This is a genomic window from Pseudomonas oryzihabitans, assembly GCF_006384975.1.
Taxonomy (GTDB): domain Bacteria; phylum Pseudomonadota; class Gammaproteobacteria; order Pseudomonadales; family Pseudomonadaceae; genus Chryseomonas; species Chryseomonas psychrotolerans_B.
Map to the genome: position 1 here is coordinate 3,097,017 of NZ_CP021645.1, position 13,704 is coordinate 3,110,720.

Sequence of the window (13,704 nt, forward strand, 5' to 3'; positions counted from 1 at the left end):
CCTCAGAAGGACCCCGTGCGGGCGCCCGGGCGGCTTTCGAGCAGCGTCAGCACTTGCCCGCCGACCTGGCGCTGGGTGGCCTCGAACAGGTCGGTGGTCATGTTGTTGGTCCACAGCCGACCTCGCTGGGAGATCTCGTAGGCGTGCTCACCGTCGGCCAGCAGGCCGTGCTCGACCCAGCGCTCCAGCAACCGCGGGTCAATGGTCTGCAGCGCCTGGTGGTGGGCCTTGTCCAGTCGCAGGAACTTGGGAAACATCACCGCACCACGGTTTTCCGGACGCTCCAGCGCCAGCGAGCTCTTCTCGATGCTCGGCAGCCCTTGCTCGATCGCCTCCATGTAGCGGTTTACGTTGCTTTGCTTCATGTAGCTGAAACCATCGACGTAGCCGCGCGCCGAGGAGCCGACCGCCAGCGTCTCGGCGCGGTGCTCGCCACCACCGCCGCCCCACAGCAGGCGGAAGTACTCGCACACCTGATCCTTGCGGCTGTAGATCTGGTCGGCGACGTTGCGGTAGCCCGACTCTGCCAGGCGGTGGCGCAACTGTTCGAACATCGCAAGCATCAAGGTATCGCTGGGCTTGGGCGGAATGCTGCCCTCCTCCATCTGGCGCTTGAACTTGGGCGGGAAGGCGAAGTAGTGCAGGTTGTAGTAGTCGACGCTGTCGAAGCCGTCGTCGATCAGCCGCGCCAGGTCACGCTCCAGCGACACCAGAGTCTGCCCTGGCAAGTTGTACATCATGTCGACGTTGATCTCGTCGAAGCCGAAGCGCCGCCCCTGATCGCGCACATTGGCCACGTCATCCAGAGTCGCGGCGATATTGAAGTGGTCGCGCAGCGACTGGTCATAGGTCTGAAGGCCGAAGCTGATACGCTGCACGCCATTGGCCTTGAGTACCTCCAGGCGATGCGGATCGCCAAGAGTCTTCGGCTCGCCCTCAAAAGTCCATTCGGCCTGCGGGTCGATGGTGAAACTCTGCCTGATGGTATCCATGATGCGTTGCAGCTGCCCAGGCGACAGCACCGAGGGCGAGCCGCCACCGAAGTAGATAGCGCGCAGCATCGAGGACTGGCCACGCACACTCGCCGCCTCGTTGCGAATGTCACGGCACAGCGCCTGGGTGTAACGCTCGTAGACCGAGGTGTCCTTGTCCACACGCACGTGGAACGGGCAGAAACGGCACATGTCCTGGCAGTAGGGTATGTGCACATAGAGCAGGGTTTCTATGCCGGCCGCCACCGGTTGCTGGAATACGCCTGGCAGTCGGGCATGCACCGCATCGCCGAGCAACGGATAGAAATAATAAGTCAGCGGATAGTAGGCCTCGTACATGCTCGCCCCCTAGCCCAGCAAACGGTTGGCGTTGTCTTGCAGCACGGCACGCAGTACCTGCTCGTCCAGACCCGCGCCGAGAATGCGCTGGCACACCGCCGAGTAGCTGCCGCTGACCGGCAGGTCCGAACCGAACAGCACCTTGTGGTGAATCTGCGGCCGGTCGTGCAGCCAGTCCGCCAGAACCTCTGGCGGCACCAGCGCGGTATCGAGGTAGACCCCCGGATAGCGCTCTGCCATTTCCAAGGCTTCGTCGTACCAGGTCGGCTTGCCGCCATGGGCGAACACCACGTTCAGCGTCGGGAAGGTTTCCACCAGGCGGCGATAGTCGCTGGGGCGAATATATTTCTGCTCGGTGTCGCGCTGGGCGGTCAGCCCGGTGTGATACATGATCGGCTGGCCGGCCTCGGCGCATTTCTCGTAGACCGCCATCATCGAGTCCAGGTACGGGTCGAAGTCGTGGTCGGCTGGGTAGAATTTGTAGCCCTTGATGCCGCGCGCATGGTCCTTGTGCCATTCGGCGAGCGGATCGGGATGATGGTTGGGGTTGATGTTGCCGAACGGCACGAAGAACGGATCGTTGCCGCAGAACTCTAGAATCAGCTCACTATCGATGGAGAAGCTGGTGCCCGGCCCGCACTCGGCCAGGATCACCGCGCGCACCACGCCACAACCTTGCAGGTAAGCCTTGAGCGCGGCCGGGTCGGAAAAGATCTGGCGCACGTCGACACCCGACTCGAAAGGAAACTTGGTCAGCAGGCCCTGGATGTCGTCGCGCAGCAGAGCGAACTTGCCGGCATGAATGTGAAAGTCAACGAAGTTCATTTCAAAAGTCCTTTTCAAAATGTCGGAACGGTCTGGAACAGGGACATGTAGTGAGGGGCGACACTGGCGTGCAGACGCTGTTCGAGGAACGCCAGCAGCGGCTCGACATGCTCGGGCTCGTGCCATTCGGCGGCCAGGTCCTCGATCACGTGGTGTTCGGCCAGCAGTTCGCCGTCCTGGTAATGGCGCACGATCGGATGGAGGAAGTTGGAGTCCTCGGCGCGCTTGACGTTTTCTCGGCCGACGCGCTCGACGTTGAACGGGTTGTCGAACTTGCGCTGGCCGAACTCCAGGGTCAGGGTGAGGTATTCCTGCCCAGCGAAGCGCTCGGCGACCTGGAGCATGGTCAGTTCCTCGAAGAAGGTCAGCGTATGCTCCTTGCGGTCGAGCACCGCCACGTCCTGCAGATAGCCCGGTTGCTGCCAGAGCGCCGAGGAACGGTTGATTCGCGCCAGCAAACGCTCGCACAGCGCCTCGGTCTGCAACGCCAGCGTCTGGCTTGGCAGACCGATGCCTTCGTAGCGCTCATGCAGCAGGCGGCACAGGGTGCGCACGTTGTAGCGGAAACCATGGATGAAGCCGGACATGTACTTCTTGTAGTCCAGGTACTGCATAAGGGTGCCGGCGAAATACAGGTCCGGTACGTTGGCGGACTGCCAGTCGGCACTCTGCACCGGCAGCCGGCCCTGGGTGCATAGCTGTGGGCGGCAGCTGTCGTCGAACAGCGAATCGTCGAAGCGGAAACCAGTGCAGGCAATGACCCGGTCGTACTCGATCATTTCCTGCTCGCCCTCGGCGTGCTGGTAGGCGAACCACGCTTTGTAGCGCTCGCCGTCGCGCTCGATACGCTGCAACTGGGCATCGAGCACAGCGTTCTGCGACTTGAGCTGGTAGGTATCGAGCAGGTTGTTGTTGACTGCCCGGACATGGCCTACATAGTGAGTCGACCAGGCCATGCGCAACGGGTTGGGGCTGGCCACGTGAATCATCGCGGCGTGCTCAATCAGCGCATCGGCGGTCTCGAACGCCGAGTTGCCCTTGCCCAGGATCAGCACTTTCTTGTTGGTCAGTGGCTCGGGATCGACATCCATGTCGGCATAATGCTCGGCGTGCTCGATGCCCTCGATGGCCGGCAGCCAGCCCAGGTGCACGCCGGTCGCCACGATCAGCACACGCGCATGCAGCTGCTCGCCGTTGCCCAAAGTGACGATGAAGTGCCCGTCACGCTTGACGTTGGTCACGGTGCAGCCGCTGCGCACGTTCAGTTGATGCTGCTCGGCGAAGCTCTTGAGGTAACGGGGCATGTCATCGGCGTCAGGGAAGTAGCGCCGACTGAAATCAGGGAAACGCTGGCTCGGCTGCTCGTCGCTGAGCAGCGAGTTCCAATCCCAGCGCAGGTTGATTTCCGGATCGTCGTAGCCGGTGTGGACCTTGTTGATGGAAATCAGCTTACGGTGCCGGGGGAAGCGCTTGAAGCTGGTTCCCGGCGCTTGGCCACTTTCGAGTATCAGGTAATCGCAGCCCTGTTCCTGCAGGCAGTAGCCTGCCTGCAAACCGGCCGGGCCAGCACCGATCACCAAGTATCCATACATCCTTGAGTTGGGCATTTCGATAACTCCATTTATTCATGGTCTGTGAATAACGGGCACGCGGCGTCGCTCAGCCATCGCCGGTTGGCGAAAGCTGTGTGCGCTCATCGAGTCGTTAAGTCAGTGTTAACGTGTTGTTGTAAACATCGGGCTCAAGGCCCCCGGGTGGGCTACACGAAGCCGATCACAGCATGCTTTTCGCCGCTGCCGCGGGTTACCTGGGTCCTGCTGAAACCGGCGGCGCGCAGTAGCGCCTCGAACTGCTCGGCGGTACGGTGCCGGCCACCGGTTTCCAGCAGCATGGCCAGGTCCTGCATCACGGCATTGAAGGGCGCCGCGCCCGAGGCCTCGAGCAGGCGGTCGAGCACCAACACCCGACCATTCTCCGGCAAGGCTTCGCGCACCCGGCGCAGCAGGGCGCACGACTGCTCATCGTCCCAGTCCGAGAGGATGAAGCCCAAGGCATAGGCCTGAGCCTTGGGCAACGGGCTGTCCCAGAAATCGCCGGCCACGAAACCGACCCGACCGAGCAGTTCCATGCTCTCGACACGCGCCAGGCAATGGCGCTCGACGGCGGGCAAGTCAAACACCGTCGCGCGCAAACCGGGGTGACGGCGAGCCGCGGCGATGGCGAAGGCCCCGACGCCGCCGCCCAGGTCGACAATGCTGTCGACTTCATCGAGCAGGCCAAGCCCTACGAGCTCTTCGGAAGGTTGGTGGCTAAGGCTCCACATGGCGTCATGAAACGCGCTGCCACGCTCCTCAGCCTCCAGATAGTCGAACGGTGCCTGGGCTTCCTGGGCCAATTGCGACCATTGCGCCTGGCCGCTAGCCAGCGCCGCATCCAGGTGCTCGAACAGCGGCTGGGTATTGTCGGCGAAATGCTCCAGCAACGGTCCCAGGAACTGAGGTGACGCCGGATCCAGCGAGCGCTGGGCCCCGGATGTCAGGACATAGCCGTACGCGCCGTGACCGACCAGGTTCCAGGCCATCGCGCCACCGAGCACGCGACGCAGGGTGTCCTGGTCAAGGTCCAAGCGTTGCGCCAGCGTGTCCAGTGCAACGCCGTCGGGGGCCGCCGCCAGTTCGCGATACAGGCCAAGACGATGGCCATGGAAGAGGATGCCACTGCCCATGAAGCCGTAAAGCGCCATGTTCACCGGATCCTGAGCGACGAGGGTGTCGAATGCCGTTTGCATGGGTAAAACCTCCTTGTTTCGGGGGCGCGAATTCAGGTGCCCAGTTCGAAGGTACCTTCGGCCAGTACCTGTCCATTGACTATCAGCTGTATCTGATGCGCACCGGGGTAATAACTACGCACCTGGTTGGTGGCGATGCCATGCTCGCGCTGCAGGCGCACGCTGCCCTGGGCCTGCTTCTTGCGCTTGCTCCACTTGAATACCCGGCGATTGGTCTGCCCGCGAGCACCGGGAGCGAGGATGGCGTAGTCGACCATCAGGCCATGTTCGCCCGCCCCTTCGACCTGGATATCGCAGTCCAGCGTGATGCTCTGGCCGGCCACGATGCTCGGCGGACTGACCTCGAAACGCTTAACCTTGACCGGTGTCGTGCGCAAATAGCCAAGCAGCTCGAGGGCCGCGGCGTTGCCCTGGCGCGTCAGAGTGCGCGCGGCGTGGCGTACCATCCACTGCCCCTGCTCGCTCGGCAGCTCGGCTTTCCAGCGGCTGAGCAGCTCGACCACCAACGCGGGATGATCCTTGCTGATGTCGTTGAGGTTGTTGGCCACCGAACGCCGCACATAAAGACTGGGATCGTCGCGCAGACGTTCGAGCAGCGGCAGGATCGGCGTCGGATCGAGCAGCAGCGAGGGCACACGTGAAGCCCAAGGCAGGCGCGGCCGAGTGCCTTCGCTGATCAGCCGGCGCACGTCGGAGCTGTCATCGTCTAGCCAGCCGGTCAGCACCGCCAGGGTCTGCTGCGGACAGGCCACCAGGTACGGGCGAATGGCGAACTCGCTGGTGAAGTGTCGGGTGACCTTGTGAATGGCCTGCATCGCCAGCTCGAAATCGTCCAGGCCACGGGTCTCGACGATATCGGCGATGACCCACACCGGGAACCCGCTCATGCGCCCCAAGCGCGTCTGGGGCAAGGCATCGAGCATGCCCGTGAGCACCGGCACGGCTTCGTCGAACGACAGCCCCAGCCCGTGCCACAGCGCCTCGGCCAACGCCCGTACCCGGGCTTTCATTTCCAGGCCTTGCAGCTCGGTCGGCAGGGCCGCCTGGTAACGCTGGGCATCGAAGCCCGGCGCCAATGCCGCGGCGCGCAGGCCCAGCTCCTGGCACAGTGCTTGATCGAAATGATCCTTGAAGTCCATGTCCTTTCTCCGTGCCTGTCAGCGCCGGGCTTCCAGGCTACTTCTGTCGAAGGCAAGCGCGTCGTAGCCGTTGCCGAAGCGATAGTTGCTCCAGCGCATCAGTGTCTGTTTGCCGGTCTGGTGATTGACCATGCGCATCTGTCCGGCACGCCAGTAGCGCTCGCCATAGACCTGGTAGTCCTGGTAGGTCTGGGTCTTGAGCAGCGCGTTCTTGCGGTCGTAGTACTCGACTTTCAGAGGCCGGTAATGTGCCTTGTCCAGCCAGGTTACCTGACGCGTGTAGCCCGAGCGCGGATACGCCGGCACCATCTGCAAGCGGTACGCCTGCTGCCCTTCGACTTCCTCGTCGCCCAGGTACTCGTAGCTGTACTTGTCCAGCTCCCAACTGGCCATGTCCTCATAGGCGAACTCACTGCCCATGAACGGCCCGGACTTGTTCTCCGAGGCGATACGCTTGACCCTGCGAAGCGACGGGAAGTACTGCCACTGATCGTCTGACTGCAAGCTGTGGGCGTGGGTCAGCAGGGTCGTACCGCGCACATCCGCCGGGCTGAGAAATCGCGCCAGGCTCTTGTCGCCATCGCCCTGCACTTCGAGAAACTGCACCTCTAGCTCACGACTGCTGGTCGCACCGTAGGCATTGCGCAGTTCCATCTGCAGTTCGGCCGCCATGTCCTGCCAGCCCGTGTTGCGGCGATCCGCCTCCTGGGCAATCTGCAGGCCACGCTCATCGGCCAACGCCGCGCCCGCCTCAACGAGGCAGAGCAGGCTGACCAGCAGCTTCAATTGTTTCAGTCCCTTCACGTTTTCTCTCCAGAGTCAGTTCAAGCAGCCGTGGCAGTAGGAAGAAGTCCGCCAGCAGGGCGATCACCAGGGTCAGGGCGGTCATCAACCCCATCTCCCGGTTCAAGGCGAAGTCCGACAGGGCCAGCACCAGGAAGCCGGCGGTCAGGGTCAGCGTGGTCACCAGCAAGGCCGGCGCCGTGCTGCCGAAAGCATCGACTACCGCCTCGGCGACGCTACGCCCTTCTTCGCGGGTGCGTTGCAGCACCGCATACATGAAGTGGATGGTGTCATCGACCACCACGCCAAGCGTCATCGACGCGACGATGGCGACGGAGAAGCCGACCTGGCCAACGAACAGCCACCAGATGCCCAGCACCATGGCCACCGGAATGATGTTCGGCACCAGCGACAGCAGGCCGAGCTTCCAGGAACGGAACAGCACCATCAGCAGCAGCGCCACCACCAGCGCCGAACTGGCGATGCCCCACATCATGCTTTCGACGTTGCGCTGGCCGATATGGGCGAAGATCAGCGTGGTGCTAGCGGCCGTGGCGGTAAGCATCGAGGCGTTGGCCTGCAGCCAGTCCATCGAGCGGCGCTCGAAGGCCAGCATCTGCCGCGTGCTCAGCTCGTGCAGCGCGACCACGGTCCGGGCGGTGCCACGGCCGACATCAATCTGGTTGTTCAGGTCGAGTCCGTAGGGCAACGACTGTTCGTACAACAACAGGCTCTGGGCCGCGATTTCGGTGTTGGCCGGCAGACGGTAGGCATCCGCCTCGCCGGTGGTCAGGCTGCGGTTGATGCGCTTGACCACATCCGACAGGGTGCCCACGTGCGCCACTTCGGGCTGCTGGCGCAACCAGCTGGCGAAGGCGTCGACATCGGCGAGGAAGCGCGGATCGTTGACACCAGCGTCGGAGCGCGACCGCAGGGCGTATTCGATGGTGTAAAGGCCGGTAAGGTTATGCTCGGTGAAGTCGTTGGCTTGGCGAAACGCGGTGTCCGGGCTGAACCAGCGCAGGTACTGGTCGTTGAGATCGTTGCGCCCGGCCAGCGACACCAGCACCACCACCACCGGTAGGGTCAGCCACATCAGCAGCCGCGAGCGCGCCTGGACCCAGGTGCCGAAGCGACGCATGCCACGCTCCAGCGGATCGCTGCCCTTGCCCGGCTTCAATGGTAGCAACGCCACCAGCCCCGGCAGCAGGCACAAGGTGTACAGCCAGGCCATGCCGATGCCGATCGAAACGATGTTGCCTAGGTCGCGGAACGGCGGGATCTCACTGAAGTTCAGCGATAGGAAGGCGATGGCGGTGGTAATGCTGGTCACCGTCACCGGTACGGCGGTTTCCTGCAACGCCTCGCGCACCGCCACTAGGCGCGATTCGCCCTTGTGCAGGTGGCTCAACGTCACCGACAGGACATGCACCACGTCCGCCACCGCGATCATCAGCACCACCAGCGGCGCCGAGGCCGACAGCGAGGTCAGGCTCATGCCCAGCCAACCGGCGATGCCTTCGGCGCTGTTCATTGCCAGGTAGACCACCGCCACCGCCGCCAGCGTGGCCAGCACGCTGCGCAGCATGACCAGCGCGGCGACCAGGATGACCAGGTAAACCCACGGCGTGAGGCTGATCGCATCGCCCATGGCCGCCTCAAGGAAGGCATTGTTGTACATGGCCATGCCAGTCAGGTGCACCTTCAGGCCGGGATAGCGGCTCTGCGCCTGATCGGCAAGCTTACGGGCAAAGCCCACCACCTCGCTGTTCTCGAACGGCGACTCACCGGCCAGATGGTAGATGACGTTAACCGCGGCAACCTTGCCATCCTGAGACACCAGACGGCCGACCAGTTGCGGTTCGGCCAGGGCCACGGCGCGGATACGCTCGCGCTCGGCAGGCTCCAGACGGGTCTGCTCGGACACCAAGTCGGCGACGCGGATGTTGTCGGCGTCGGCATCTATATGCTGGAAGTTGGCCAGCGAGTCGACGCGCACCGAATAGGGCGTCTGCCAGGCTTGCCGGGTGATCCAGCGCAGGGCCTCAAGGGATTGCTTGTCGAAGGCGTCGCCGGAGGCAGGTGCCAGCACGATGAACAGGTTGTCCGAGCGGTCGAAGGTGGCCTGCAACTGCTCGAGCGCCATCAGCTCGGGGTTGTCCTTGGCCAGGTAGTCACGGTAGTCGGTGCTGAAGCCGAGCCGATCCTTGCCCAAGCTGGCCAGCGCGGCCACGGCAAGAAAGGCAAGCAGCAATCCCCAGCGCAGACGCACCAGCACCGAGGCAATCGTTCTCATCATTTTGACATCCATTCCAAAAAGACCGGGGTAATCGGTGGCTACGCAAGCTATAGACCTATAGTTCATATGTCAACAATTGACGTATCAACTTTTGACTTGTAATTTTCGGCCCTTACTTTCCCCTCGCAAGGAGCGATACATGAAATTGACCGTTAGCCACTCCGCCGAAACCCAGGCCATTGCCAGCGGCCTGCTGGACGGCCTGGTCGCCCAACCGCTGTTCGGCGAGCTAGACGTGCGCCGTCTGCAGCTCGCCCCCGCCGGCACGGGCCTGGCCGTGATGCAGGTGAAAAAAGACCTGGCGCGCTGGAACAGCCCCACGGGTCAAAAAATGTTGGTGGTGTTCCAGTTCCACGAGCGCGATGCTGACCAGCACGAATCGTCCTTGGCCCGCTATGTCGACGACCGCGAACCAGCACTGGCCCGCCACGGTGTGGCGGTGGTGCTCAGCGCTGTGACCGAGCGCGGCGAGCATTGGCCCTTCGATGGCTTCGAGATCATCGACTTCCCAAGCCTGGAAACCGTTGGCCAACTGATGCAGGACGACGACTACCGTCAGCGCACCGCAACCTCCAGCGCCGTGTTCGGCGGTGCCTTCGCCATGGCGCCGATCAAGGCCGCCTGAAGCCGCAATCAAGGACGATGACATGATGGCTTTCGCCCCAGGCCCTCGCGGGCATGTTCTCTTTGGCTGTGCCCAGCAGTTCCGTGAGCGCCCATTGGCGCTGCTCGACGAGTGCCACCAGCGCTACGGGACGCTGGTACGTCTGCCGGTCGGTTTCGGCATGGCCTTCTGCCTTGCCTTCGACCCCCATGACCTGGCCACGATCTTCCACAGCGACAACTTCGGCCGCAGCGATATCGCCAAGGCCTTCGAGCCGCTGGCTGGCGGCAGCATGATCATTGCCGATGGTGATCGATGGAAGGAGCAGCGCAAGGCTGTCATGCCCTCGTTCGCGCTACCACGACTGCGCGCCCTTGCCCAGGTGGTCGATGACCTCGCCGCCGAACGCGTCGCCGGCTGGCAACACCACCAGCGGGCCGGCGCGCCCCTGGACCTGCAAGCACAGATGGTCGCGTACGCCATGGACGTGCTGACCCACTTCCTCTTCGGCCGGCGCATTGACGCACAGGCGATCGCACGTATAGCCGATGGCTGGACGCAGAGCCTGTACTACATGAACATCCGCCTGTCGGCCGCCGTGCCGGTGCCCGACTGGCTGCCGACCCCCAACAACCGACGCCTGCACCGTGCCGCGAGCCTGATCGCCGATGTACTGCTGGAAATCATCAGCGAACAGCGCCAACGTCAGGGTAGCCAGGACGGTGGCTTTCTCGGCGACCTGATCGGCTACCGCGACGAGCGTGGCCATACCCTGCAGGACGCGCGCATCCTGCGCGAAATCATGGGTGTATTCCTGGCCGGTTTCGACACCGTAGCCAGCGCCATGATGTGGACGCTAAACGACCTGACCAACCACCCGCAGTGGCAGAGCAGGGTCGCCGACGAACTGGCCAGGCCTGGCCAGGAACCGCGCCTGGATCTGAAGGACACGCCATTGCTGGAGCAGTGCTTCAACGAATCAATGCGGCTGTCGCCACCACTCTGGCTGGTGGACCGCAAAGCCAAGGCCAGCTGCATGCTCGGCGGCCAGCGCATTCCGGCAGGCACCAACATCATCACCAGCCCCTGGGTCACCCACCGAGACCCGCGCTACTGGGCCACGCCATTGCGGTTCAACCCCGAGCACTTCTCCGCGCACGCTCCCGAGCGCCCGAAATACGCCTACTTCCCCTTTGGCGGCGGACGCATGAAGTGCATCGGCATAGGCCTGGCCCATTTACAGCTCAAGGCGATCGTGCGCCATGCCTTGGGGCATTTCGAGCTCGCTCCGGCCGCCGACCACGTCCCTCAGATCGAGCCGGCCTTCGTGCTGCGTACCCGTGACGGCCTGAAGGTGACATTGACCAGACGCGAAGCCCGACGTGCAACGGCCGTTGCGGTCTAGCGCCTGCGGGCTGCTGGGCTGGCTGTGCTGCGCGCTCGCCCAAGGCGAGCCGGGACACACCGAGCTGACCGTGCAGGGCAATGGCTACGAGGCCGCGCGTCGCAGCTTCGTTGGCCTGCAGTACAAGTGGGATCGCCAGGAGGCGCTGACACGCGGGCTCATGCTAGATATAGAGGTCGAGTTGCAGATGGCAGGCGTGCCACGCTACGACGCCGCCGACCTGCGCGAGCTTTCCATCACCTACGACAATGGCCCCTGGCAGCTGCGCGCTGGCGCCAGTCGCGTGTTCTGGGGCGTCACCGAATCTCGCCACCTAGTAGATGTGATCAACCAGCTCGACCAGCGCTTCGACCCGGACGGCGATGTACGCCTGTCGCAGCCCATGATCGCGCTCAGCTATCGCCAGCCCGGACGCAGCGTCACGCTGTTCGCCTTGCCCTGCTACCGCGAGCGGCAGACCACGCTGATGGTTATGCCCAGGGATGATGCGGCCTACGACGACAGCACGGTGTCAGCGCTGCGCTGCGACGGCGCGCCCGGCTTCGCCCTGCGTGCCAGCCAGGTGGCCGGGCCGGCAGACCTAGGCCTGAGCCTGTTCCAAGGCCCGGCGCGCGAGCCGTACGGCGGGCGTCGGGCCGAGCCCCAGGACGATCCCTATCCTCGCGTGCAGCGTGCCGCGTTCGATGGCCAGGTCACTCTGGGCCCCTGGCTTCTCAAGCTCGAGGCCCTGCTGCAGGACAGCGAGCGTGGCAGCGACCGGGCCGCGGTAGCCGGTTTCGAATACACCTGGCCATCGGCCCTTGGCGGCGCCAGCGACCTTTCCCTGCTGATCGAGCACCTGGTCGACAGCCGCTGCGACAGCCTCGTCGCGGCCTGCGGGGAAATGCTCGGCGTGCGCTGGCTGGCCAACGACAGCGAAGACAGCAACCTGCTGGTCTCGGCCGTTCGCGATCGAACCAGTGGTCGCGTGGGCCTGAAGATCCAAGGCAGCCGGCGCATCGACGAGCAGCTCAGCATGCTGCTCAACAGTGGCGGAATGCACCGCACCAGGTATCTCTCCATTGGGCTATCCTATGCTTTTTGAGCTCGTCCTTCTCCCCTTCGACAGTACGTATGCTCGCCGCTCCACCAGGATGGCGCCAACCTATTGCGCGTCTTGCTTGGTCGCCTATCGCATCCAGAGGTCCTGAACAGTGGCAAGCAACGCTGAACCTGTATTACGCAGCCTATTTTGTTTCAACTTCTACCGTGGCTGGAGAGGCATCTCCGAGTTCTATCGCAAGTACCTGCCCGAGGGTATTTCCGCCCAGCAGAGCTACCTGCTGGAGCTGTGCAACGTCGATGAGGGCATCCTGGTCGGCGAGATCGCGCATCAGCTCGAAATCGAGATGTCGGCCGTGTCCGGCCTGCTCAAGCGCATGGAGGCCAGCGGTCTGGTGCGCCGCGAGGTGGCGCCGCAGAATCGCCGCCAGACCCTGGTCTACCTGACCACCGAAGGCGAGGAACTGCGTAGCCAAGTGCACACGGCCATGATGGCGGCGGATAAGCAACTGTCCAAAGCCATCCCCAAAGAAGACAAGGTCGCCTTGATGAAGGTGGTTGACCAGATCCGCGTGCTGATTGGCGAAGACGGCTGAAGTCTGTTTTAAGCAGCAACGCTTTGCTTGCAATGATACTTCACGAAGATTGAAGTACCACCAGGCCCATCAGCGTCTAGAAGCGCATGATCGACCTACAGGATCGCAGCGTGCAGATCACCCACGGCGGCTACCCAAGCTCTATCAGATGAGTCGGCGGGACCTTTCCAATCGCTTCGGCGCCATCCTGCTCGACGCGGGCCAGGATGTGAACGCGGTGATCGCCACCAGCAGCTCTATCGATTTCGCGGCGCAGACGCTCTGAGCGCGCCCTGGATGGCGGATGCCGAGGGGCACCACCTGATCCAGTCGTTCCACTTCGGCCCGGCTGTGGCCCACGTGACCAACGTCATCCTGTCGTTCAAGGGCAAGACGGCGAAGCTGCAGGGCCTTGGCCAACGCACTCTGGTGAAGCGATCGCTGCCGGAGGGCCCTCCATACCGCACCTGTTTACACCGCACAGTGAGCGGGGTGATCGAGAACGCCCTGTGCCTTGAGAAACAGGGTGGCCAGCGGATGTTCTAGATCGGCGGGATCTACAGCCACTCGCTACGTGAGCTCGAGGATCTGTTCCAGTTCAGCCACGGGCGCAATGACCTGGTGCAGCAGAAGAAGCTCCTGAAGGACTACCGCGGCTACGAGCAGTACCAGGAAATCGCCAAGGCCACCCAGGACGCAGAAATGCAGCGTTCGGTGCGGATTATCGAGGCGTACTTCGACCTATCCAAGCGCATCGAGCAGCTACGGCGCTACTCGGCGGCCAGCGCCGCACCTGGGAGGCATCCACCCAGCGGATCGGCCAGACCGTGGCGAAGGCCTGCTGGAATTAAATGGTTTGTCTCCTTCCCCCATGACCGTTACCACCAAGAGCATCCAGGATAGCGGCAGGATCA

Annotated in this window: 11 protein-coding genes and 1 pseudogene; 5 read left to right on the top strand and 7 right to left on the bottom strand. The window is 63.3% G+C overall.

From position 1 onward, the window contains the following. Positions 1-2 precede the first annotated feature (2 nt). From CCZ28_RS13800 to CCZ28_RS13830, 7 genes are all read right to left on the bottom strand, one after another. The gene (locus CCZ28_RS13800) at positions 3-1,331 is read right to left on the bottom strand and encodes a coproporphyrinogen-III oxidase family protein (RefSeq protein WP_058766257.1); all 1,329 of its coding nucleotides are present in this window, start codon (positions 1,329-1,331) and stop codon (positions 3-5) included. A 9-nt stretch (positions 1,332-1,340) separates the two neighbouring features. Further along, positions 1,341-2,156: an amidohydrolase family protein gene (locus CCZ28_RS13805; protein WP_140218901.1), complete on the bottom strand. Its 816-nt coding sequence runs from the start codon at positions 2,154-2,156 to the stop codon at positions 1,341-1,343. Positions 2,157-2,170: 14 nt separating this feature from the next. Continuing rightward, positions 2,171-3,733: an NAD(P)-binding domain-containing protein gene (locus CCZ28_RS13810; protein ID WP_204957066.1), complete on the bottom strand. Its 1,563-nt coding sequence runs from the start codon at positions 3,731-3,733 to the stop codon at positions 2,171-2,173. 182 nt (positions 3,734-3,915) lie between these two features. Beyond that, complete coding sequence (locus CCZ28_RS13815; protein ID WP_058766259.1) at positions 3,916-4,944, bottom strand: methyltransferase; 1,029 nt, start codon at positions 4,942-4,944, stop codon at positions 3,916-3,918. 32 nt (positions 4,945-4,976) lie between these two features. Then, positions 4,977-6,083 carry a DNA alkylation repair protein gene (locus CCZ28_RS13820; protein ID WP_140218903.1) on the bottom strand — a complete coding sequence of 369 codons (1,107 nt, stop codon included), beginning with the start codon at positions 6,081-6,083 and terminating at the stop codon, positions 4,977-4,979. 18 nt (positions 6,084-6,101) lie between these two features. Beyond that, positions 6,102-6,887, bottom strand: a complete 786-nt coding sequence (locus tag CCZ28_RS13825; protein ID WP_081049595.1) for an outer membrane lipoprotein-sorting protein — start codon at positions 6,885-6,887, stop codon at positions 6,102-6,104. Next, complete coding sequence (locus CCZ28_RS13830; RefSeq protein ID WP_167509242.1) at positions 6,835-9,165, bottom strand: efflux RND transporter permease subunit; 2,331 nt, start codon at positions 9,163-9,165, stop codon at positions 6,835-6,837. Before CCZ28_RS13830 ends, CCZ28_RS13825 begins: the two co-directional genes overlap by 53 nt. 139 nt (positions 9,166-9,304) lie before the next feature. Here CCZ28_RS13830 and CCZ28_RS13835 point away from each other — a divergent pair, with 139 nt between their 5' ends. The 5 genes and pseudogenes from CCZ28_RS13835 to CCZ28_RS13855 all read left to right on the top strand — a co-directional run. Next, positions 9,305-9,790: a DUF1330 domain-containing protein gene (locus CCZ28_RS13835; protein ID WP_140218907.1), complete on the top strand. Its 486-nt coding sequence runs from the start codon at positions 9,305-9,307 to the stop codon at positions 9,788-9,790. Positions 9,791-9,812: 22 nt separating this feature from the next. Next, positions 9,813-11,174 (top strand): cytochrome P450, encoded by a 1,362-nt coding sequence (locus CCZ28_RS13840; RefSeq protein ID WP_140218909.1) that lies wholly within the window; start codon positions 9,813-9,815, stop codon positions 11,172-11,174. Continuing rightward, a complete protein-coding gene (locus tag CCZ28_RS13845) occupies positions 11,152-12,258 on the top strand; it encodes a hypothetical protein (RefSeq protein ID WP_140218911.1) in 1,107 nt (368 codons plus the stop codon). The genes CCZ28_RS13840 and CCZ28_RS13845 overlap by 23 nt, the downstream gene beginning before the upstream one ends. Positions 12,259-12,367: 109 nt before the next feature. After that, on the top strand, positions 12,368-12,811 hold the full coding sequence (locus CCZ28_RS13850; protein WP_140218914.1) for a MarR family winged helix-turn-helix transcriptional regulator: 444 nt from the start codon (positions 12,368-12,370) through the stop codon (positions 12,809-12,811). A gap of 80 nt (positions 12,812-12,891) precedes the next feature. Then, positions 12,892-13,576, top strand: a pseudogene (locus CCZ28_RS13855) (DNA helicase); the annotation flags it as partial. Positions 13,577-13,704: the final 128 nt, after the last annotated feature.

What these genes read in the sequence shown, in the direction of transcription:
- CCZ28_RS13800 (WP_058766257.1), bottom strand. Translation starts at nt 1,331, where the DNA reads ATGTACGAGGCCTACTATCCGCTGACTTATTATTTCTATCCGTTGCTC.
- CCZ28_RS13805 (WP_140218901.1), bottom strand. Translation starts at nt 2,156, where the DNA reads ATGAACTTCGTTGACTTTCACATTCATGCCGGCAAGTTCGCTCTGCTG.
- CCZ28_RS13815 (WP_058766259.1), bottom strand. Translation starts at nt 4,944, where the DNA reads ATGCAAACGGCATTCGACACCCTCGTCGCTCAGGATCCGGTGAACATG.
- CCZ28_RS13820 (WP_140218903.1), bottom strand. Translation starts at nt 6,083, where the DNA reads ATGGACTTCAAGGATCATTTCGATCAAGCACTGTGCCAGGAGCTGGGC.
- CCZ28_RS13830 (WP_167509242.1), bottom strand. Translation starts at nt 9,165, where the DNA reads ATGATGAGAACGATTGCCTCGGTGCTGGTGCGTCTGCGCTGGGGATTG.
- CCZ28_RS13835 (WP_140218907.1), top strand. Translation starts at nt 9,305, where the DNA reads ATGAAATTGACCGTTAGCCACTCCGCCGAAACCCAGGCCATTGCCAGC.
- CCZ28_RS13840 (WP_140218909.1), top strand. Translation starts at nt 9,813, where the DNA reads ATGATGGCTTTCGCCCCAGGCCCTCGCGGGCATGTTCTCTTTGGCTGT.